This is a genomic window from Streptomyces tardus, from assembly GCF_018101125.2.
In the GTDB taxonomy this organism is placed as follows: Bacteria; Actinomycetota; Actinomycetes; order Streptomycetales; family Streptomycetaceae; genus Streptomyces; species Streptomyces tardus.
This window is the reverse complement of record NZ_JAELVF020000004.1, coordinates 371,991-391,246: the sequence shown is the minus strand read 5'-3', so window position 1 is coordinate 391,246 and position 19,256 is coordinate 371,991. Positions and strand designations below refer to the sequence as shown.

General features: G+C 73.4%; 18 protein-coding genes and 1 pseudogene. 10 read left to right on the top strand and 9 right to left on the bottom strand.

From position 1 onward, the window contains the following. Window positions 1-122 precede the first annotated feature (122 nt). A complete protein-coding gene (locus JGS22_RS24240; RefSeq protein WP_211043072.1) occupies window positions 123-1,265 on the bottom strand; it encodes an acyl-CoA dehydrogenase family protein in 1,143 nt (380 codons plus the stop codon). A gap of 698 nt (window positions 1,266-1,963) precedes the next feature. Between JGS22_RS24240 and JGS22_RS26615 the strand changes: the two are divergent. Further along, window positions 1,964-2,260: pseudogene (locus JGS22_RS26615) on the top strand (cytochrome P450); the annotation flags it as partial. A 30-nt stretch (window positions 2,261-2,290) separates the two neighbouring features. Here the strand turns inward: JGS22_RS26615 and JGS22_RS24235 are convergent. Further along, a complete protein-coding gene (locus tag JGS22_RS24235) occupies window positions 2,291-3,502 on the bottom strand; it encodes a CaiB/BaiF CoA transferase family protein (RefSeq protein ID WP_211043476.1) in 1,212 nt (403 codons plus the stop codon). A gap of 209 nt (window positions 3,503-3,711) precedes the next feature. Between JGS22_RS24235 and JGS22_RS24230 the strand changes: the two genes are divergently transcribed. Continuing rightward, window positions 3,712-4,875, top strand: coding sequence for a saccharopine dehydrogenase family protein (locus JGS22_RS24230; RefSeq protein ID WP_308405875.1), 1,164 nt, complete (start codon window positions 3,712-3,714; stop codon window positions 4,873-4,875). A 73-nt stretch (window positions 4,876-4,948) separates the two neighbouring features. Here JGS22_RS24230 and JGS22_RS24225 read toward each other — a convergent pair whose 3' ends face one another. After that, window positions 4,949-5,644 (bottom strand): endonuclease V, encoded by a 696-nt coding sequence (locus tag JGS22_RS24225; RefSeq protein ID WP_216815149.1) that lies wholly within the window; start codon window positions 5,642-5,644, stop codon window positions 4,949-4,951. A 244-nt stretch (window positions 5,645-5,888) separates the two neighbouring features. Between JGS22_RS24225 and JGS22_RS24220 the strand changes: the two genes are divergently transcribed. Then, a complete protein-coding gene (locus JGS22_RS24220) occupies window positions 5,889-7,343 on the top strand; it encodes a CoA transferase (protein ID WP_211042725.1) in 1,455 nt (484 codons plus the stop codon). A gap of 134 nt (window positions 7,344-7,477) precedes the next feature. Here JGS22_RS24220 and JGS22_RS24215 read toward each other — a convergent pair whose 3' ends face one another. The 4 genes from JGS22_RS24215 to JGS22_RS24200 form a co-directional block, all read right to left on the bottom strand. Continuing rightward, window positions 7,478-8,137, bottom strand: a complete 660-nt coding sequence (locus JGS22_RS24215; RefSeq protein ID WP_236074324.1) for a DUF1707 SHOCT-like domain-containing protein — start codon at window positions 8,135-8,137, stop codon at window positions 7,478-7,480. A gap of 135 nt (window positions 8,138-8,272) precedes the next feature. Continuing rightward, entirely contained in the window at window positions 8,273-8,593 is a 321-nt protein-coding gene (locus tag JGS22_RS24210) for a hypothetical protein (RefSeq protein ID WP_211042723.1), read from the bottom strand. Then, window positions 8,571-9,533, bottom strand: coding sequence for a lysophospholipid acyltransferase family protein (locus tag JGS22_RS24205; RefSeq protein WP_211042721.1), 963 nt, complete (start codon window positions 9,531-9,533; stop codon window positions 8,571-8,573). The genes JGS22_RS24210 and JGS22_RS24205 overlap by 23 nt, the downstream gene beginning before the upstream one ends. Further along, window positions 9,530-10,333: a GNAT family N-acetyltransferase gene (locus JGS22_RS24200; protein WP_211042712.1), complete on the bottom strand. Its 804-nt coding sequence runs from the start codon at window positions 10,331-10,333 to the stop codon at window positions 9,530-9,532. The genes JGS22_RS24205 and JGS22_RS24200 overlap by 4 nt, the downstream gene beginning before the upstream one ends. 355 nt (window positions 10,334-10,688) lie before the next feature. Here JGS22_RS24200 and JGS22_RS24195 point away from each other — a divergent pair, with 355 nt between their 5' ends. Together JGS22_RS24195 and JGS22_RS24190 are read left to right on the top strand one after the other, a co-directional pair. Continuing rightward, complete coding sequence (locus JGS22_RS24195) at window positions 10,689-11,456, top strand: hypothetical protein (protein ID WP_211042710.1); 768 nt, start codon at window positions 10,689-10,691, stop codon at window positions 11,454-11,456. A 104-nt stretch (window positions 11,457-11,560) separates the two neighbouring features. Beyond that, window positions 11,561-12,424 carry an Fpg/Nei family DNA glycosylase gene (locus JGS22_RS24190; protein WP_211042707.1) on the top strand — a complete coding sequence of 288 codons (864 nt, stop codon included), beginning with the start codon at window positions 11,561-11,563 and terminating at the stop codon, window positions 12,422-12,424. A gap of 91 nt (window positions 12,425-12,515) precedes the next feature. Here the strand turns inward: JGS22_RS24190 and JGS22_RS24185 are convergent, their stop codons facing one another. Both JGS22_RS24185 and JGS22_RS24180 read right to left on the bottom strand, forming a co-directional pair. Continuing rightward, entirely contained in the window at window positions 12,516-13,190 is a 675-nt protein-coding gene (locus tag JGS22_RS24185; RefSeq protein ID WP_211042705.1) for a hypothetical protein, read from the bottom strand. A gap of 218 nt (window positions 13,191-13,408) precedes the next feature. Further along, a complete protein-coding gene (locus JGS22_RS24180; RefSeq protein ID WP_211042703.1) occupies window positions 13,409-14,308 on the bottom strand; it encodes a universal stress protein in 900 nt (299 codons plus the stop codon). Between the two features lie 515 nt (window positions 14,309-14,823). Here JGS22_RS24180 and JGS22_RS24175 point away from each other — a divergent pair. Genes JGS22_RS24175 through JGS22_RS24155 form a run of 5 tightly spaced genes read left to right on the top strand, consistent with a single transcriptional unit; the run spans window position 14,824 to window position 19,192 of the window. Continuing rightward, on the top strand, window positions 14,824-16,359 hold the full coding sequence (locus JGS22_RS24175; protein ID WP_211042701.1) for a sensor histidine kinase: 1,536 nt from the start codon (window positions 14,824-14,826) through the stop codon (window positions 16,357-16,359). After that, a complete protein-coding gene (locus JGS22_RS24170; RefSeq protein WP_211042699.1) occupies window positions 16,356-16,763 on the top strand; it encodes a roadblock/LC7 domain-containing protein in 408 nt (135 codons plus the stop codon). The genes JGS22_RS24175 and JGS22_RS24170 overlap by 4 nt, the downstream gene beginning before the upstream one ends. Beyond that, window positions 16,760-17,119: a DUF742 domain-containing protein gene (locus JGS22_RS24165; protein WP_211042697.1), complete on the top strand. Its 360-nt coding sequence runs from the start codon at window positions 16,760-16,762 to the stop codon at window positions 17,117-17,119. Before JGS22_RS24170 ends, JGS22_RS24165 begins: the two co-directional genes overlap by 4 nt. Then, window positions 17,100-17,720, top strand: a complete 621-nt coding sequence (locus JGS22_RS24160; RefSeq protein WP_211042688.1) for a GTP-binding protein — start codon at window positions 17,100-17,102, stop codon at window positions 17,718-17,720. Before JGS22_RS24165 ends, JGS22_RS24160 begins: the two co-directional genes overlap by 20 nt. Then, entirely contained in the window at window positions 17,717-19,192 is a 1,476-nt protein-coding gene (locus JGS22_RS24155; RefSeq protein WP_308405874.1) for a cytochrome P450, read from the top strand. The genes JGS22_RS24160 and JGS22_RS24155 overlap by 4 nt, the downstream gene beginning before the upstream one ends. Window positions 19,193-19,256 lie beyond the last annotated feature (64 nt).

The window sequence follows — 19,256 nt, the reverse complement described above, 5'->3', positions numbered from 1 at the left end:
TCACTTGCGGGAGTTCAGCGGTGGTGGCGAATGCAACGGGGACGGGCGCTGCGGCGAGAGCGGACGGGTGCGACTGAGGGTGCATACGGGTGCGGTGGGGAGCGCGGACGGGTGCGGGACGGTCAGGCGAGCAGCGAGCGGCCGATGATCTCCTTCATGATCTCCGTGGTGCCGCCGTAGATCGTCTGGATACGGCCGTCGACGAACGCCTTGGCGACCGGGAACTCGGCCATGTAGCCGTATCCGCCGTGGAGTTGGAGGCAGCGGTCGGTGACCCGCTTCTGCAGCTCGGTCGCCCACCACTTGGCCATCGAGGCGTGCACGGCGTCGAGCCCGCCGGCGGAGTGCTCGGCGATGCAGCGGTCCATGAAGCTGCGGGTGACGGCGATCTCGGTCGCCATCTCGGCGATCTCGAACCGGATGTGCTGCAACTTGGCCAGCGGACGCCCGAACGCCTCCCGTTCCTTCACGTACTTCTTGGTGATCTCCAGCAGGTGCTCGGCGGTGGCGACGGCGGCGACGGCGATCCCGATGCGCTCCTGGGCCAGGTGCGTCATCAGGTGGAGGAAGGCGCCGTTCAGCTCGCCGAGCAGATTCTCCTTCGGAACCACCACGTCGTCGAAGAACAACTCGGCGGTGTCCTGGGCCTTCTGGCCGATCTTGTCCAGGTTGCGGCCGCGTTCGAAGCCCTCTGCGCCGCGTTCGACGACCAGCAGGCTGAGCCCCTTGGCGCCACCCTCGGGGCTTGTCCTGGCCACCACCACGACCAGATCGGCCAGGATCCCGTTGGAGATGAACGTCTTCGCGCCGTTGAGCACCCAGTGGTCGCCCCGGTCCTCCGCTGTGGTGCGGATCGCCTGGAGGTCCGAGCCGGCACCGGGCTCGGTCATCGCGATGGCGGTGATCGTCTCGCCCGAGCAGAAGCCGGGCAGCCAGCGGCGCTTCTGCTCCTCGGTGGCGAGCGAGAGGAGATAGGGGCCGATGATGTCGTTGTGCAGGCTGAGGAAGAGCCCGGAGGCGCCGGCCGTCGCGAACTCCTCGACCAGTACGGCGCTGTAGCGGTAGTCCGGCTCACCCCCGCCGCCGTACTCCTGCGGCATCGCCATCCCCAGCAGCCCCTGGCGGCCCGCGGCCAACCAGGCGTCGCGGCTGACGATGCCGTCCTTCTCCCACTGGTCGTGGTGCGGCAGCACCTCCTTGGCCAGGAAGGTCCTGACCGACTCGCGGAAGGCGTCGTGGTCCTCGGTGAAGATCTGGCGCGGCATGGGCGTCATGGCTGCTGCCTCTCGTCGGGCCGCGGCAGAGGGCCGGGCGGCGGTCCGCCCGCAGCCGGCTCGCACCGCGGCGCTCCCGCGCCGGGTCGCGCCCGCTCCCCGCGCGGCAACCCGTACGGGCCGTACGGGCGGTAACGGCTGTACGGCCCGTACGGGTTGCCGCGCGGGGAGCGGGCGCGACCCGGCGCGGGGGCGGTGCGCACCGCCCCCGCGCCGATCGGCGGGCACACCGCCGAGGTGGCCGAGGACTGGGACGTACCCGCCCTCGCCCGGCCGGAGGACTCCACCGGCTCGGACAGCCCCGCCCCCGGGAGGCCGCAGCCGCCCGACTGACCCCCCTGCCGCCCGCACCCTGTCCAGGTCGCGCTGGTGCCCCTCGCCGACGGTGTAGTAGATCGACGGCTGGCGGTTGCCGATCATCGGCAGCAGCGGCCAGTCCTCGGGCAGGTTCGGCCACTGGTTCCAGAGCCCGGGGTCGCGCGGGAAGAGCGCGGGATCGCCGGTGACCTGGTACATCTCGCGGTAGCCGATGACCAGCCAGGCGGGCACCTCGCCGGGCAGCAACACCGGTACCACCGGCCCGTGTTCACGCCGGATGTCCCGGTACATCGCGCCGGGGTCGGTGTGGAAGCGGGGGCCGAGGAGCGGCACCGCAGGCACCGCCGCCCGGCTGCCCCGCGCACGCCGGGGTGAACGCGGTGCCGCTCCTCGGCCCCCGCTTCCACACCGACCCCGGCGCGATGTACCGGGACATCCGGCGTGAACACGGGCCGGTGGTACCGGTGTTGCTGCCCGGCGAGGTGCCCGCCTGGCTGGTCATCGGCTACCGCGAGATGTACCAGGTCACCGGCGATCCCGCGCTCTTCCCGCGCGACCCCGGGCTCTGGAACCAGTGGCCGAACCTGCCCGAGGACTGGCCGCTGCTGCCGATGATCGGCAACCGCCAGCCGTCGATCTACTACACCGTCGGCGAGGGGCACCAGCGCGACCTGGACAGGGTGCGGGCGGCAGGGGGGTCAGTCGGGCGGCTGCGGCCTCCCGGGGGCGGGGCTGTCCGAGCCGGTGGAGTCCTCCGGCCGGGCGAGGGCGGGTACGTCCCAGTCCTCGGCCACCTCGGCGGTGTGCCCGCCGATCGGCGCGGGGGCGGTGCGCACCGTGGTGGGGGTGGCGGAGAAGCGCGGCGCGGGCGCCGGCTGGGTCAGCCCGTGCCGTTCGACGTACGTGCCGCGTGCGGCCAGGTGCGGGTGGTGGGGCGCCTCGGTCATCGAGAGCACCGGCGCCGCGCAGGCGTCGCTGTCGGCGAAGATCCGCGCCCACTCGTCCCGGCTGCGGGTGCGCACCCGGGCGGCGATGATCTCGCGCAGCTCGCCCCAGCGGGTGAAGTCCTCGCGCGGCGGCAGCCGTTCGCTGTCCACCACCGTCGGCCCCGCGCCGTCCCCGGACAGCCCGAGGAGAGCCAGGAACTCCGCGTAGAACTGCGGCTCCAGTGCGCCGACGGCCAGGTGTCCGCCACAGGCGGTCTCGTACACGCCGTAGAAGGGGCAGCTGCCGTCGAGCAGATTGACGCCCCTGCGGTCCTGCCAGGCCCCCGCGGCGAGCATCCCGTGCAGCATCGCGGTCAGATGGCTGGTGCCGTCGACGATGGCGGCGTCCACCACCTGTCCCCCGCCGCCGGCCCGTACGTGGTGCAGCGCCGCGAGCACGCCGGTGACCAGGTAGAGCGAGCCGCCGGCGTAGTCGCCGAGCAGGTTGATCGGCGGTACGGGAGCGCCGTCGGCCGGCCCGATCATGCCGAGTGCGCCGGTGACGGCGATGTAGCCGATGTCGTGGCCGGCGCGCGGTGCGAGCGGGCCGTCCTGGCCCCAGCCGGTCATCCGGCCGTACACCAGGCGGGGGTTGCGCGCCGTACACGCCTCGGGGCCGACGCCCAAGCGCTCGGCGACGCCGGGCCGGTAGCCCTCGATCAACACGTCGGCGCGCTCGGCGAGTTCGAGTACGGCGCCGGGGCCGTCGGACTTCAGGTCCACCACGACGGAGCGCTTGTTGCGACCGGTGAGGTCGCGTGCGGGGTCGATGCCGAGGGCCGCCCCGCCGGGGCGGTCCACCCGCACCACGTCCGCGCCCAGATCGGCCAGGAGCATTCCGGCGAACGGTCCGGGACCGATCCCGGCCAGCTCCACGACCCGCACCCCGGCGAGCGGCCCGTGCTGCTGCGACTGCGCTGTCATCGCACCTCTTCACCGCGTGTGACACCAATGATGTAACACCGGTGATGCTAAGAACGTGTTCCACTTTGCACAAGCCCCCTCGGGCGCACGGCGCACGTTCCCCGGCGGCACACGGCCCCGGTGGGCCGGAGCCCGGCTCCGCGGCCCCCCTCGGGGTGCCCGCCGCGCCACGCCGTACGGTCGGGAACACCCCAGGACAAGGAGCAGACGTGCCAAGGAAGTACGACGTCGTTCTCTTCGGTGCCACCGGGTTCGTCGGCCGGCTCACCGCCGAGTACCTGGCCGAGAACGCGCCCGACAAGTGCCGTTGGGCGCTGGCGGGCCGCGACACGGCCAAACTCACCGCGCTGCGCGCCGAGTTGGCCGCCCGCTTCCCCGAGCTGGCGGAACTGCCGCTGCTGCGCGCCGACTCCGGCGACCCGGACTCGCTGCGCGAGCTGGCCGGCTCCACGCGGGTGCTGGCGACGACGGTCGGCCCGTATCTGCAGTACGGCGAACCGCTGGTCGCCGCCTGCGCGGACGCGGGCACCGACTACCTCGACCTCACCGGCGAACCCCAGTTCGTCGACACCGTGTACGTCAACCACCACGCCCGCGCCCGGGAGACCGGCGCCCGCCTGGTGCACGCCTGCGGCTTCGACTCCGTACCGCACGACCTCGGAGTGCTGTTCACCGTGCTCCGGATGCCGCAGGGCGTCCCGCTGCGCGTGGAGGGCTATGTGCGCGCCAAGGCCGGCATGTCCGGCGGCACCTTCGCCTCGGCGCTGGAGTCCTTCGCCCGCTGGCAGACCATGGCCACCACCGCCAGGGCCCGCCGCGAGATCGAGCCCCGCCCGCGCGACCGGCGCATCTCCACCCCGGTCGGCCGGATCCGCCGTGCCAAGGGGATGCCGGCCTGGGCCGTTCCGCTGCCGACCATCGATCCGCAGATCGTGGGCCGCTCCGCCGCCGAACTGGAGCGGTACGGGCCTGACTTCGAGTACCGACACGCCGCGGCGGTCCGCCGGCTTCCGGTGGTGGCCGGCGGTGTGCTGGGCGTCGCCGGCATCGCCCTGGCAGCCCAGATCCCGCCCGCGAGGCGGAAGTTGGGGGCAAAGCTGGCGCCCGGTGAGGGACCGAGCGAGAGCCGTCGGGCCAAGAGCTGGTTCTCGGTGCGCTTCACCGCGACCGGAGGCGGTCAGACCGTGCGCACCGAGGTCAGCGGCGGGGATCCCGGCTACGGCGAGACGGCGAAGATGCTCGCCGAGTCGGCACTCTGCCTGGCCTTCGACGAACTGCCGCGCACCAGCGGGCAGGTGACCACGGCCGTCGCCATGGGCGAGCCGCTCATCGAACGGCTGCGCGCGGCCGGCATCGTCTTCCGGGTGGCCTGAGGCACGGCGCGGCCCGCCCCCGATCCCCGTCCGCATCCCGGCGAGGGCCGGGCTCGGTGCGGGTCGGGCCGGGTCAGCCGGGTGCGGCGAGTGCCTCGCGACAGAGCCGGTCGGCGAGGCGGGTGGTCTGCGGCTGGCGGTACTCCCGGGCCAGCGACAGGACGTGCGCACACGCCGCGTCCGCCGAGACCCGGTGGCCCGCCGACACGTACACGGGCTTGACGCCGCTTCGAGTGCGCAGGGCGGCGCCGACCTCCTCGCCGGTCTCCGGGTCCAGCAGCGGTGCCCGCGCACCGCGCGCGGCGCCCAACTCGCCGTGGTGGAAGCCGAACGGGTTCTTGGCGACGCCCAGGCAGGGCAGCCCGGTGACCACGCCCAGGTGGCTCGCCAGTCCGAAGCGACGCGGGTGCGCCAGCCCGTACCCGTCGCAGACCACCAGGTCGGGTCGGGACTCCAGCCGGGACAGCGCCTCCAGCACCGCCGGCAGCTCCCGGAACGCCAGCAGTCCGGGGCGGTAGGGGTACGGAACGGGGCCCCGGGCCGTCGCGCTGTGCACCACGCGCAGGTCGGCCGCGTCCAACAGCACTGCCGCCGCCGCGAGTCGGCCGCTCACGTCGTCGTACGCCACATCCACGCCGGCGACCAGCGTGCCCGGCGCGCCGGGTGCCGGGGAGGAGTCGACGAGGTCGACCCGACCGCGCAGCCTCAGCTGCTTCGCCACCGCCTCCTCGTCGTCGACCGGAGTGCGGTGCTCGTCCGTGGTCCTCATCCGCCCCACGCTACGCCCCTGTTCGCCCCGCCCCGCCCCGGCGGACGGCACCGGGCCGCAGCGCGGAGGACCGGCGGAGCCGCCCGTACCGCACCGGCACTGACGGACTGGCAGTCGCCGCCGGACGGCCGGGAGGACGGACGGCGACGGGCGGGAGGACGGACGCCGGACGGGACCGCGGAGGGGCGGCTGCCGGGTCGCCGGGCCCGCCCGGCGGGTCGGGCGCTGGTCTAGCGTGGCGTTCATGACGCGTTGCGAGAGCCCGCACGACCGCCCGTCCGGGGACGCCGGTTGGCGCGAGGCCGGTGGTCGGATCTGGTCGCGGCTGGGGGGTGACCCCGCCGATCTGCGGCGGCTGCGGCACCTTTCCGGGCACGGGCTCGTGGCGCGGCTGCCGGTGCTGGACCTCGCACGCGCCACCACCGGTGTGTGCGCGCTGGCCGCGGCCGAGTACGCGAACCCCGGCGCGCGGGTGGCGCTGGCGGACGCCCGGGTGGTTGCGGCCTTCCGCAGCGAGCGGCTGCTGCGCGTCGACGGCCGGGCGGTGAACGGTTTCGCGCCGCTGTCCCGTTTCTGGCGCACCGCCGACGGGTGGGTGCGCACCCACGCCAACTACCCGCACCACCGGGCCCGTCTGCTCGCCGCCCTCTCCCTGCCGGACCCGGGCGCGGACAGCGAGCAGTTGGTCGAACGGGTCGCGCGGACGCTCGCCGAACGCGACGCCGAGCAGGTGGAGCGGGCCGTCTTCGCCGCCGGTGGCCTCGCGGTGGCCGTACGCACGCACACTCAGTGGCGCGCGCATCCGCAGGGCGCCGTCGCCGCCGCCGGACCGCTGCTGGAGACCGTGCGGCTGGACGGCGCCGCCCCGATCGCCCCGCAACGGCCGTCGCGGCTGCGGGTGTTGGACCTGACGCGGGTGCTCGCCGGGCCGGTCGCCACCCGTACGCTCGCGCTGCTCGGCGCGGACGTGCTGAGAGTGGACCCGCAGGGGCTGCCGGAAGCCCCGGAGACCCACGCCGATGTCGGCATCGGCAAGCGCACGACCCGGCTCGATCTGGCGAACACCGCGGACCTTCGCACCTTCCGGGAGCTGCTCGCCGAGGCCCATGTGGTCGTCACCGGCTACCGGCCCGGCGCACTCGACCGGTTCGGGCTCTCCCCCGCCGCACTGGCCGAGCGCAGGCCGGGCCTGGTGATCGGCACGCTCAACGCGTGGGGCGACGAGGGGCCGTGGGCCGGACGCCGCGGTTTCGACAGCCTGGTCCAGGCCGCCTCCGGCATCGCGCTCGTCGAGGGAGAGGAGAGAGGGGACGAACGCCCCGGGGCGCTGCCGGCCCAGGCGCTGGACCACGGCAGCGGCTATCTGCTGGCCGCCGCGCTGCTGCGGGCGCTGAGCGCACAGCGCGCGGGCGAGCCCGGCAGCGTACTGGTACGGGCGGTGCTCGCCCGTACCGCGCACGCCCTGCTGCACTGGCCGGCACCCGACGCCTCCGGCACGCCCGGCGCGGAGCCCGGGCACTCGCCGGCCGGCAGCGGGCCGGGGGCGCCGGACACCGATCCCGTGTTCCGGGAGCGGGACAGCCCCCTGGGCAGACTGCGGTACGTCGCCCCGCCCCTGCTCCACGACGGCGGCCCGGACGACTGGTCCCGACCGCCGGGCGTTCCCGGCACCGACTTCCCGCAGTGGGAGCCCCGCTGACAGCAGGTCCGACACCGTCGCCCGCGCCCCGGCGCATCCGTCAGCCGTACCCCCGGGCAGGCGCACCGGGCAGGCGTGCGCGAGCGTGGAGAGGCCGGGCCGGTGCCGGCCCCCGTGGCCACCGGAGTACGGGTCTAGGAACCGTCCGACAGCTCCCGGTCCTCGCCCCGCTCTCCCTTCCGCGGCTTCTTGCGACGCACGTCGACGCCGCCCCAGAGGGCGAGCCCGCTGACCGTGACGCGCGGTGCGCCCGCGGTGCCGGTGCCGGTGGCGCCCTGCTCGAACCCGCCCATGATCCCGATGCCGGTGACCTCCACCTCGGCGTCGTGCGGAACGATGATGTCGATCCCGCCCATGATCGCGAACGCCTTGATCTCCACGTCCCGGTCCTCGAACCGGGCCTGCCGCAGATCGATCTGGCCGCCGCCCCAGAGGGTGAAGCAGCGGAAGAGCCGCGGCATGATCCAACTGCCCTTGCGCACGAACCCGCCCATCACCGCGATTCCGGTGCGGGAGGTCGGGGTCGCGCCGTAACGGTCGCGCCAGCGCTGGACGGAGGCTCCGGCGGACTGAGTCCCGTCGGCGGCACCGAGCGCCGTGTCGGAGCCGGGCTGCGGCAGGTCCCGCACCAGCGGCACCAGTTCGCCGCGGGTGCGGGAGGCGTACGCGGCTTCCAGGCGCTCCTCGAACTCCTCCGTGGTCAGCCGTCCTTCGGCATATCCGTCTCGAAGCCGTTCGGCGATGGCGTCGCGGTCCGCGTCGGAGGCGCGCATCTCGGGGAGGTCCTTGGTCATACCGGCAGCCTACGCAGGGAGTTGCGGCCGAGCGAGGCCGGAGTGCGCCGGGCGGGGGCGGCCCGTTCGCGCCCGGTGCACGCCCCGGCGCACCCCTCCCGAGCGCCGTCGGCACGACGGTCGGTGCACCGACCGTCAGGAGCCGGCCCGCACCAGCGGTTCGATCACCACGACGACGGCGATTCCGGCAACCAGCACCGCTCCGGCGACCCTGGTCCGACCCCAGCGGCTGAGCACGATCGCGGTGCCGGAGCAGATCAGCGCGACGCCGTACAACCCCAGCGTCACCAGCGAGGGTTGGGCCGCGAAGCGCACCACCATCCCCACGGCGACCACGACCATCACCACCGCGGCGGTCACCGCCCGCACCAGGCGCGCCTGACGTGGCGTCAGCCGCCCTCGGCGCGGAAGGACGGAGGCGGCTGCGGACTGGTCACCCTGACGGAGCGCGGTCATGTTCACGAGCGTAATCGGTCTCCCCACGCGGGGTCACCACCAGGTCCGTGGTCAGCTGCGCCAGGCTGCGGCGCGCGGCCCTGCGACCACAGCGCTCGTTCCCGACCTCCGGCCCGCACGCCCCAGCGCCCTGCACCGCGGACGAGTCGAGTCCGGCGGACGGGTGGTTCCCTGCGGACGGGTGGGCCGACGGCCGAACCGGGGGCAACAGCTCGGCCCGCACGGAGAGTTCGACCGCACCGATCACGCGCCGCAGCGAGCGCGGCAGCGCGTCGTCCCCGACGAATGCCGCCACCGTCGACGGCGCGAACCCCGGCTGGCGGTAGCTCAGCGCCACCGGCCGCACCGGGACCGCGGTGCGGACGGCGGCGTCGAAGACCGCGGCCCGGAACGGCCCTTGCCGCTGTCCGCACCAGGTGGTGCCCTGGGGGAACGCCACCACCGTCGCCCCCTCCCACAGCGCTCGCGCCACCCGGTCCACCGCTGCCGGCAGTTCCTTGAGCCGCTGCCGCTCGATGAACACCGTGCCTGCGGCGCGGGCCAGAGCCCCGATCACCGGATAGCGGCCGACCTCCGCCTTGGCGAGCATCCGCCCCGGGGACACCGCCGCCAGCACCACCACGTCCAGCCAGGAGATGTGGTTGGCCACGACCAGCGCCGGCCCCGATCCGCGGTGTCCCCGCACCCGCAGCCGTACGCCCAGCGCGCGCAGCAGCGTCCGGGACCACAGCCGTACCAGCGCGTACCGCGCCCGCCGGCCGGCGCAGGCGCACAGTGGCGCGCAGAGCGCCCCGACACACAGCACCGCCGCGGCACCGGCGGCCCGCAGTGCGACACGGGCGGCGCCCGCCGTGCGTGGGGCCGCCGGCAGACAGTGGTCGACGGTGCAGGTCGCGGACGGCAGCCAGGGGCCGGCCGCCCCGCCGTGGTGATTCATCATCGCGGGGCGAGCCCCAGGAAGTGCCGCAGATAGCGGGGGTTGGTGTCGCGGAGCGAGAGCAGTACGTAGAAGTCGGCGGCGTCGAACTCCGGGTCGTGGGCGGGCTCCCCACAGACTCGGGCGCCCAGCCGCAGATAACCGCGCAGCAGCGCGGGCAGCGGCGGCGGGTCGGTGAACCCGGCCCGAACCCCCGCGAGGTCGGGGACCGGCGGCAACCAGGGGCGGTGCGGGCGCAGCCGGTGCTCGACGGGCGCCGCCCAGCGCCCGGCGGAGGTGCGCCGGAGCACCTCCGCGGCCACCGCACCGCCGTCGCCCAGCGGTACGGAGCAGCAGCCGGCGAGCCAGTTGTGCCCGCTGCCGGTCAGATAGCGGGCGATGCCGGCCCACATCAGCGCGATCACCGCACCGTCCCGATGGTCGGGGTGGACGCACGAACGCCCCACCTCCACCAGGTCGTTGTGCAGGGGCGCGTGCGGGGCGAGGTCGAACTCCGCGTCCGCGTAACGCCCTTCGGCCGCGCGGGCGCCGTGCGGCGGGAGCAGCCGGTAGGTGCCGACGACGGCGCCGGTGGCGTTCTCGGTGACGAGCAGATGGTCGCAGTGGGAGTCGAACCGGTCGCTGTCCAGACCGTTCTGCGCTCCCGGCAGCCGAGCGCCGAACTCTGCGCTGAACACTTCGTACCGCAGTCGCTGCGCGGCGCGCACCTCACCGTCACCGGCTGCGAGGGCGACGGTGTAGCCGCCCTGCGAGGCGGCGTCGAAGACTGGGGTTCGGCGGAAGAGGACGGTGGGTGCGGTCATGGCGCGCTCCTGGGCTGTGGCCTGGACGGCTTCGTGGACGGAAAACTTGCCGCGACCTCCTTCCTCCCCGTACGCGCTGGATGTGCGGTGGCCGGCCGACGTCGGGCCGATGTGCGCCGGTTGAAGGGTCTGCGGCTCTGCCCGGTGAACCGACGCACGGGTGACGTGCCGTGGCCCAGCAGGCGCCGCGGGGGTTGCGAGGCGGGCCTGCGCGCGCACCCGGCCGCAGCCGTTCGGAAGATTTCTGCCCGCCCCGACTACTGCGCGGGCGGGGGCAGTTGGCAGAATCTGCGCATGACGGGCGTCGCCACCCGGCGCGGCATCTGCCCGAGGCACCGACTGACGGGAGCGGACGTTGACCCGGTCGAACTTCACCGTCGAGGTGAGCGGCACCTCCGGATCGCACGCCGGGCTCTGGCCCGAGGGTGAGATCTTCATGCTGCTCCCCGAGGGCGAACACCGCGCGGAGAACGCCCTGGCGCGCGTCGGGCTGGTGAAGGCCGGCGGCCCGCTGAGCCCGGACGAAGCGGTCTTCACCAGCTCTCCCGAACCGGCCGGCGGCCCGACCACCGTCACCGAGGTGGAGACCCGTACGGCCAGGCTGGCCCGACAGGACGAGGAACACCCCGTACTCGTCCTGCACGACCCCGACAAGCAGCTGGTCTGCTCGGTGCACCCCGACCCGCTGGCCAAGGGCGAGCCGCAGCAGTTCTCGGTCTACGACGACCACGGCGAGCAGCTGTGCCACATCTCGCGCGGGCGCTCCACGCGCAGCCGCAGAGCGTACTGGCGGATCGACCAGCCGGGCGGCGAACCGCCGCTGATCGGCTACAAGGGCACCGTGGCCGGCTGGCTCGGCTTCGCCCTGCTGACGCCGCTGTGGCTGCTCTTCTTCGCGGTGTCCCTGCTGATCACCCTGGTGACGCTGGGCAACACGACCGAACTCATCGTCTGGAGCTGCCCGCGCCGCACCGCCTGGCGCCGACCCGGCACCGCACGGGCCGCGATCACCTTCCGCTACATGAGCTCCCGCTACGCCTGGGACGATTCGCTGGCCGACCACCGCATCGTCCACGCTCAGGCCGCGATCCACCAGTTCACCAAATACCGCGCGGAAGGCTGACCCGCGCCGCTCCGCGCACACCGCGCCACCGCCCGTATCCGGAGGCCGGGCGCGGCTCAGCGGCCCGGGGTGCCGGGTGCGGTGGGCTGCGCGACACTGGCGACATGCCGGAACTGCCAGAGGTCGAGGCGTTGCGCCAGTACCTGACGGACGCGGTGACGGAGTGCCGCATCGCCTCGGTGACGCCTGTCGCGGTGAACGTGCTCAAGACCTGGGACCCGCCGCTGGAGGAGCTGGTGGGCCGGGTGTGCACCCGGGTCGAGCGCCACGGGAAGTTTCTGGACCTGTGCACGGAGAACGGACCGCATCTGGTCGTCCATCTGGCCCGTGCCGGCTGGCTGCGATGGCGCGCCGAGGAGCCCGCCCGCGCCGGGCCCGGACGGGGGCCGCTCGCACTGCGGCTGCGGCTCGCGGACGGACGCGGCGGCTTCGACCTCACCGAGGCCGGTACCCAGAAGCGGCTGGCGGTGTACTGCGTGCGCAGCCCCGAGGACGTGCCGGGTATCGCACGGCTGGGCCCCGAGCCGCTCTCGGACACCTTCGACGTCGCCGCCTTCGCCGAGCTGCTGAGGGGCAGACGGCACCGGATCAAGGGCGTGCTGCGCGACCAGAGCGTCATCGCCGGCATCGGCAACGCGTACTCCGACGAGATCCTGCACGCGGCCCGGATGTCGCCCTACCGACTCGCGTCCGATCTCGACGGCTCGGAGATCGAGACGCTGTACGCGGCGATGCGCGGCACACTGCTGGAGGCGGTGGAACGCGCCCGGGGGCTCGCGGCGCAGAACCTCAAGTCCGAGAAGAAGAGCAGTATGCGGGTGCACGGCCGGGCGGGGCTGCCGTGCCCGGTGTGCGGCGACACGGTGCGGGAGGTCTCCTTCCGCGATTCGTCGCTCCAGTACTGCCCCACCTGCCAGACCGACGGCCGCACCCTGGCCGACCGCCGGATGTCCCGACTGCTGAAGTAGACCGGGCCGACACCGTCTCCCGCAGGTCAGAACCCGTCGGAACCCGTCAGCGCCGGCCGGCCTCCCAGCCGGCCGCCGAGCAGGCCGGCAGTCACCGGTGGTCGGCGTCCGAGCGCGGGCCCACGACCGACCGCCGGCGCCAGCAGACGGCGGCGACGACCGCGACGGTCAGCACCGCGGAACCGCCCGCGACCGCCGCGGTGCTGACCTGCCGCTGGCCCCCGTCGTCGGCAACGGCGTTGCGGACGGGCCCGGTTGCGTCCGCGGCCCGGCCCTGACGGCCCTGCGGGGCGTCGCGCTCGCGTCCGGCCGCGGCGGTACTCGCCCCGCTCCCGCCGGCTCGGTCCTCGGCGGCGGGCGGCGTCTCGTCGATCCGGAAGGCCGCCGCCCACTGTTCGCCGCCGGGGCACACACCGTGCACGTCCCACTCGGACGTACGGCCGCCGGGGCGCGAGTCGTCGAACTCCGCCTTCTGCGAGATCCTGGCCCGGCCGCGGTAGGACGGCCCGCCCTCGGGGTCCTCCTCCTCGGGCGTGACGCGCCCAAGCCGTGCGCTCTGCCCGGTGAAGGCCGATGAGCGGGCCTCGATGCGCCGCGGCACGTCGCCCTCGACCCGGTCGCAGCTGACCAGCACCGTCACCGTGCTGCCGGGGTCCACCAGACGCGGGCTGGCGTCCGCGTCCGCGGCCGTCGCGGGCCCCGCCGCCAGGGCGAGCAGACAACCGGCGCCGCCGAGGGCGGACAGCAGCTGGGGAACAGGGCGCATGATGCCTCTCCGTCTCCTCGGCGCTTCGACCCGGACGCCCTGTGCGACATTCCGGTCACGCCGTGTGGCACCACGCTAGGTTTCGGGCCGAAGTCCCGCACGCGCCGTACGACCAACCCGGTGAGCGGCGCGATCAAGCCGCTCCGGTCGCCCGGGGCCGACCCCGGAGCGCTCGGCGAACCGGCCTCCGCGGCGCGGCAGTGACGGCGAGGTGGCACTCAGTGACTCCCGGCCGGAACGACGGCGATCGGGCAACGGGCGTGCAGCAGAACCGCGTTGGCGACGGAGCCCAGCGAGAAGGACGGCGGACGCAACCGGTGGCGGTGCTTGCCCACGACGACCAGATCGGCCGACTCCGATGCCGCCACCAGCCTGCCGGCGGCATCGCCGGGGGCGACGATGTGCTCGACCTGGACGTCCTTGAAGCGGCCCTGGAGGAACGGCCTCAACCGCTCCCGCTGCGCGTCCTCGGCGATCTTCGCGATGGCCGGCCCCTCCCCCTCGCCGGGGTCCGGGTAGTTGCCGAGCAGGGCCAGGGTGGAGAACGGAACGGCGTGGGTGGTGACGACCTGGAGCAGCGCCTCGTTCCGCTGGGCCTCTGACAGCGCGAACTCCACCACCTCCGTCGAGGTCTCCCCCGGTTCGAGGCCCAGCACCATGCGTCCGTGGGGTTCCGCGCCCGCCTCACCGGCGCGTTCGCGGTGCGGGACGACGACGACCGGGCAGGTCGCCCTGGCCGCGGTGGCGCGCCCGTTGGAGCCCAGCAGCAGGCTGGTGAAGCCGCCCCGGCCGCGCGAGCCCAGCACCAGGAGCTGGCCGTGGCTGCTCATGTCGGGCAGCGCGGCGGCAGGCGCGCCGCTCAACGTCGTGTAGCGCACCTCCGGCAAAGCTTTGCGCTCGGCAAGTCGCTCCCGCACCCAGTCCAGAACGGGGTCCTGACCTGCGGGCGGCGCCATGGGCTCGGTGCGCGGGAGGCTGTGGGCGTTGGGCGGCCAGGACCACACGTGCACGATCAGCACTTCCACACCGCGCTGCAGGGCTGCCGCGAGCGCCCAGTCCAGGGCGCGCAGGCTGTGCCCGGAGCCGTCCACCGCGGCGATTACGGGGAGGGCGGTCATCTCGAATCAGTCCTCTCGGCACCGAGGGGCGGGGTCCACGGAGTTGTCCGTGGACCCCAGGGTGCGCCTGCCGCCCGGGCGGCGCGACAGCTGAGGTCCGGCCGTGGGGCCTCACCCGTCCTCCGCGCGGCCTTCCGACCGACCTCGAATGTCACTGGGTGTCACCCGGGGTTCGGTCGGTGCGCAGCACCCCGGGGCCCCGTGCCGGTCGTACCCGAAGGGATGAACCAGAGCGTACGACCGACGGGGCGCCGACCACGCCAACTACCCGTTTCCGGCACGCGACATGATCAACTTCCTAGCCAATTGGCCTGGTTTGCAAGCCACTTGAGTGGACGTCAGGATCAAGATCAACTGACGTCGGATCAGGTAGCCGGTGTAAATAAACGTGTCGTCATAGTTATGCTGCTTCCGGTTCAGCATCGGGGGTTGCGTTCACGGCCAGTCCGTTTGGTGTGCCCGGATGCTGTCCTTTCGCCTGTCGTCCCACATTTCTCTGTTGGTTGAGGCTGCTGATGACTCGTCGTGCTGGATCGCCTCCCGGAGGTTCCCGGCCCGCCTCGGCTCTCGTCTGGGTACTACCCACCGCGGTGACCGCGGTCGCCGCGCTCGCGGCGACCTTCCTGGTCGCCTCGGACGCACGAGTGCCGATTGCCTGGATTGGCCTTGCGGCCACCGTCTCCGTGGCGGTGACCGCTGCCGAAGCCGCGCGCCGGGGCCGTTTGGCCACGGCGCTGCGTGCGGAGGTCCAGGAGCGGAACGCCGCTCTCACCAGGCAGGAGGCCGAGACCGCACGTCTGGCGCAGCAGCAGCTGCCGGGCGTCGTCCGCAGGCTCCGCCAGGGCGACTTCCCCGAGGACGTGCTCAAAGACCTCTCCGCCGACTCTCCCGCCGGGCTCACCCCGGAGTTCAGAGCCGCGCACCAGTCGGTGCTGCATACCGTCGTGGACGCGGTGTCGGCCGAGGAGGACCTGCGCGACTCGGCCCAGCGCGCCTTCGTGAACATCTCCCGCCGCGTCCAGGCCATCGTCCACCAGCAGGCCAGTGAGCTGCGCGGCATGGAGGACCGGCACGGCCAGAGCCCGGCGGTCTTCGGCGACCTGCTGCGACTGGACCACGGCACCGCGCTGATCGGACGTCTGGCGGACAGCATCGCCGTGCTCGGCGGTGCCCGTCCGGGACGTCAGTGGAGCCGTCCCGTGCCGCTGTTCAGCGTGCTGCGCGGTGGCATGTCGCGGATCATCGACTACCAGCGGGTCGAGCTGCACTCGGTCTCCGAGGTCGCCGTCGTCGGCCCCGCGGTGGAGCCGCTGATCCACGCGCTCGCCGAGCTGCTGGACAACGCCACGCGTTACTCGCCCCCGCAGACCCAGGTCCATCTGACCGCGGTGGACGTCCAGTCCGGCATCGCCATCGAGATCGAGGACGGCGGTGTCAGCCTCAGTGAGGAGGCCCGTGCCCGCGCCGAGCGGATGCTCCAGCAGGCCCAGGCCGGTCTGGACGTCAACGACCTCGGCGAGACCCCCCGACTCGGCCTCGCGGTGGTCGGTCGTCTGGCCCAGGCGTACGGGTTCCAGGTCTCGCTGCGCACCTCCGCCTACGGCGGCGTGCGCGCGGTGCTGATCGTCCCGCAGGAGCTGATCACCACCGCGCCGGCCACCGGCAGGGCGCACGGTATCGGCGCCTCGTCCGGGCCACGCCCGACCAGTCCCCGCAGGGTCCCGGAGAAATCCGCTGTGACCGAACAACCCGCGGCCGAGCCCACGCTCCGCGCCGTCACCCCGCTGGACCGACCCAGCGGCCCCGAGAGCATCCCCGAAGTCACCGACCGCACGCTCAGCGGGCTACCGCAGCGCAGGCGCCGCAACCGCGTGACGACCCCGGCGCACCACGAACCGGCCCCGGACGAGGCGAAGAGCGAGCAGCCGCCCGTGGAGCCCGGTATGTGGATGGCCGCGTTCCAGAGCGGCGTGACCGGCGAAGGTGCCGGCCAGTCCTCCCCCGCCACAAGTAACCGTGAAGCGTCTTCGGAAAAGAGTGAGCAGCCATGATTCAGCAGCGGCCCAACCTGGACTGGATGCTCAAGGACCTCGCCGACAGTGTGCCGCAGACCCGACATGTGGTCGTGCTTTCGGCCGACGGACTGCGGATGGGCGCGCACGGCTCGGACGACGACACCGCCGACCGCCTCGCCGCGGCCTGCGCCGGGCTGCAGAGCCTGGCGGGCGCGGTGGCGGCCGAACTCCCGCGCAGCGACGGACAGATGCGCATGGTCGTCATCGAGCTGGACGGCGGCTTCTTCTATCTGATGGCCGCGGGCTCGGGCGCCTACCTCGCTGTACTCGCCGACGAGGGTGTGGACGCCGGGCTGATCGGAGCCCGGATGCGGGACCTCGTCGCCAGGATCGGTCAACACCTCAGCACTCCCCCACGCAATGACGGACCGGTCGAATGAGAGAGGGTGACCAGGAATGGGACGAGGGATCGCCCGAGAGGCTTTACGTCATCACCGGAGGGCGTAGCGCCTCCACCGCGGACAGCTCGCTCGACCTGGTCACCCTGATCGTGGCCAGGTCCGGACCGACAGCCGGCATGCAGCCGGAAGCGGCGTCCATCCTGCGGATGTGCCACTCGCCACTGTCGGTGGCGGAGGTCTCCGCCTATCTCGAACTGCCGATGAGCGTCGTCACCGTACTGGTCGACGACCTCCTCGCCTCCGGCAAGATGCGTTCGCGCGCGCCGGTGGCCGCGGCTCAACTCCCCGACACCGCACTGATTGAGGCAGTGATCCATGGACTTCAAAGGCTCTGAGACGGTCGCCGGGCCGCGGAGCGAGGACGCACTGCCGGAGACGGCCACCGCTGCGGTCAAAGTGGTGGTGGTGGGCGGCTTCGGCGTGGGCAAGACCACCCTGGTCGGCTCGGTCAGTGAGATCCGTCCGCTGACGACGGAAGAGACGATGACCCAGGCCGGGGTCGGCGTCGACGACACCGTGGGGGTGGAGCGCAAGACCTCCACCACCGTCGCGATGGACTTCGGTCGAATATCGCTCAACGAGGAGTTGGTCCTCTACCTCTTCGGCACCCCCGGTCAGCAGCGGTTCTGGTTCCTGTGGAACGGACTGTTCGACGGCGCCCTCGGCGCCGTCGTGCTGATCGACACCCGCCGCCTGGAGGTGAGCTTCGACGTCATCGGCCGGCTCGAGGAGCGGGGCGTCCCGTTCCTTGTGGCGGTCAACTCCTTCCCCGACGCGCCCGGCTACCCACTGGACGAGCTGCGCGCCGCGCTGGACCTGCCCGGCAGCGTCCCGATCGTCGCCTGCGACGCGCGGGACCGGGCCTCCAGCCGTGACGTGCTCATCTCCCTGATGCGCTACCTCCACTCACTCGCCGCCACCCGGGAGGTCTCGTGAGCATTCCTTCGCATGACTCCGCTCCGCCGCCGGGCTGCCCCGCCCACCATCTGGGCCCGGGGCAGCTGCGCAGGCTCTACGGCCCGGAAGCGGAGGGCGACCCGAGCGCCCTCTACGACGAGTTGCGCGCCGAGCACGGCCAGGTCGCGCCCGTCCTCGTCCACGGCGACCTGCCGGCCTGGCTGGTGCTCGGCCACCGGGAGAACCTCGACGCCGCCCGTACGCCCTCGCGCTTCTCCCGGGACTCCCGCCACTGGCGGGCCGCCCAGGAGGGCATGGTGCCGCCGGACCACCCGCTGACGCCGATGACGGCGTGGCAGCCCGTGTGCCACTTCGTCGACGGCTCCCAGCACGAGCGGCTGCGCGCGGCCGTCACCGGTTCGCTGGCCCGGTTCGACCGCCGGGGGGTGCGGCGCTATGTCACGCGCTTCGCCCACCAGTTGGTGGACCGCTTCGTGGACGCCGGTGAGTCGGATCTGGTCGCCGAGTTCGCCGAGCATCTGCCGATGCTGGTGATGACCCAGCTCATGGGCATGCCCGAGGAGTACGGCCCGCGGCTGGTGCAGGCGGCCCGCGACCTCATAAAGGGCACCGACACGGCGGTGGAGAGCAACGACTACGTCACCGCCGCGCTGCGGCAGCTGGTGGAGCGCAAGCAGGCCGAGCCGGGCCACGACTTCGCCACCTGGCTGATCGAGCACGAGTCGGCGCTCAGCACGGACGAGGTCACCGAGCACCTGCGGCTCGTCCTGATCGCGGCGTACGAGACGACCGCCAACCTGATCGTCAACACGCTGCTCATGGTCCTCACCGACCGGCGCTTCCGGGCCAGCCTGTCGGGCGGTCACATGACGCTGCCGGACGCTCTGGAGCAGGTGCTGTGGGACGCACCGCCGCTGTCGACCGTGCTCGGTCGCTGGGCCACCGGCGACACCACGCTCGGCGGTCAGCAGATCAAGACCGGTGACCTGCTGCTGCTGGGGCTCGCCGCCGGCAACACCGACCCGGAGATCCGGCCGGATCTCTCGCAGCCGGTGCACGGCAACCGCTCCCACCTGGCCTTCAGCAGCGGGCCGCACGAGTGCCCCGGCCAGGACATCGGCCGGGCGATCGCGGACACCGGCATCGACGTGCTGCTCGCCCGACTGCCCGATCTGGGCCTGGGGGTGAACGAGACCGAGCTGGTCTGGGACTCGTCGCTGATGTCACGTCATTTGCGGTTCCTGCCGGTGCGGTTCACTCCGGCGCAGGACCGTCGCGGCAAGCCGGCCGCCTCGGCACCCGCGCCGGAGCCGAGCACTCCCGCGCCGGCACCCGCCGCCCAGGCGGACCGCACCGCCAGGACGCCGCAGCAGCCGACGTCCTCCGTCCCCCTGCCGCCGCCCAACCCCGCCGCGGGGCCCGCCCCCGAGCAGCCGGACCGGCGCAAGGAGCAACGCCCGCTGTGGCTGCGGCTGTTCGGCGGCAAGTGAGGCGCTGACGAGGTTCTGCACGGAGCAGCGGTCGACCGGTGAACGGTCGGCCGCTGCTCCGTTG

What these genes read in the sequence shown, in the direction of transcription:
- JGS22_RS24240 (WP_211043072.1), bottom strand. Translation starts at nt 1,265, where the DNA reads ATGCCGCGCCAGATCTTCACCGAGGACCACGACGCCTTCCGCGAGTCG.
- JGS22_RS24235 (WP_211043476.1), bottom strand. Translation starts at nt 3,502, where the DNA reads ATGACAGCGCAGTCGCAGCAGCACGGGCCGCTCGCCGGGGTGCGGGTC.
- JGS22_RS24225 (WP_216815149.1), bottom strand. Translation starts at nt 5,644, where the DNA reads ATGAGGACCACGGACGAGCACCGCACTCCGGTCGACGACGAGGAGGCG.
- JGS22_RS24220 (WP_211042725.1), top strand. Translation starts at nt 5,889, where the DNA reads ATGACGCGTTGCGAGAGCCCGCACGACCGCCCGTCCGGGGACGCCGGT.
- JGS22_RS24215 (WP_236074324.1), bottom strand. Translation starts at nt 8,137, where the DNA reads ATGACCAAGGACCTCCCCGAGATGCGCGCCTCCGACGCGGACCGCGAC.
- JGS22_RS24210 (WP_211042723.1), bottom strand. Translation starts at nt 8,593, where the DNA reads ATGACCGCGCTCCGTCAGGGTGACCAGTCCGCAGCCGCCTCCGTCCTT.
- JGS22_RS24205 (WP_211042721.1), bottom strand. Translation starts at nt 9,533, where the DNA reads ATGATGAATCACCACGGCGGGGCGGCCGGCCCCTGGCTGCCGTCCGCG.
- JGS22_RS24200 (WP_211042712.1), bottom strand. Translation starts at nt 10,333, where the DNA reads ATGACCGCACCCACCGTCCTCTTCCGCCGAACCCCAGTCTTCGACGCC.
- JGS22_RS24190 (WP_211042707.1), top strand. Translation starts at nt 11,561, where the DNA reads ATGCCGGAACTGCCAGAGGTCGAGGCGTTGCGCCAGTACCTGACGGAC.
- JGS22_RS24185 (WP_211042705.1), bottom strand. Translation starts at nt 13,190, where the DNA reads ATGCGCCCTGTTCCCCAGCTGCTGTCCGCCCTCGGCGGCGCCGGTTGT.
- JGS22_RS24180 (WP_211042703.1), bottom strand. Translation starts at nt 14,308, where the DNA reads ATGACCGCCCTCCCCGTAATCGCCGCGGTGGACGGCTCCGGGCACAGC.
- JGS22_RS24175 (WP_211042701.1), top strand. Translation starts at nt 14,824, where the DNA reads ATGACTCGTCGTGCTGGATCGCCTCCCGGAGGTTCCCGGCCCGCCTCG.
- JGS22_RS24170 (WP_211042699.1), top strand. Translation starts at nt 16,356, where the DNA reads ATGATTCAGCAGCGGCCCAACCTGGACTGGATGCTCAAGGACCTCGCC.
- JGS22_RS24165 (WP_211042697.1), top strand. Translation starts at nt 16,760, where the DNA reads ATGAGAGAGGGTGACCAGGAATGGGACGAGGGATCGCCCGAGAGGCTT.
- JGS22_RS24160 (WP_211042688.1), top strand. Translation starts at nt 17,100, where the DNA reads ATGGACTTCAAAGGCTCTGAGACGGTCGCCGGGCCGCGGAGCGAGGAC.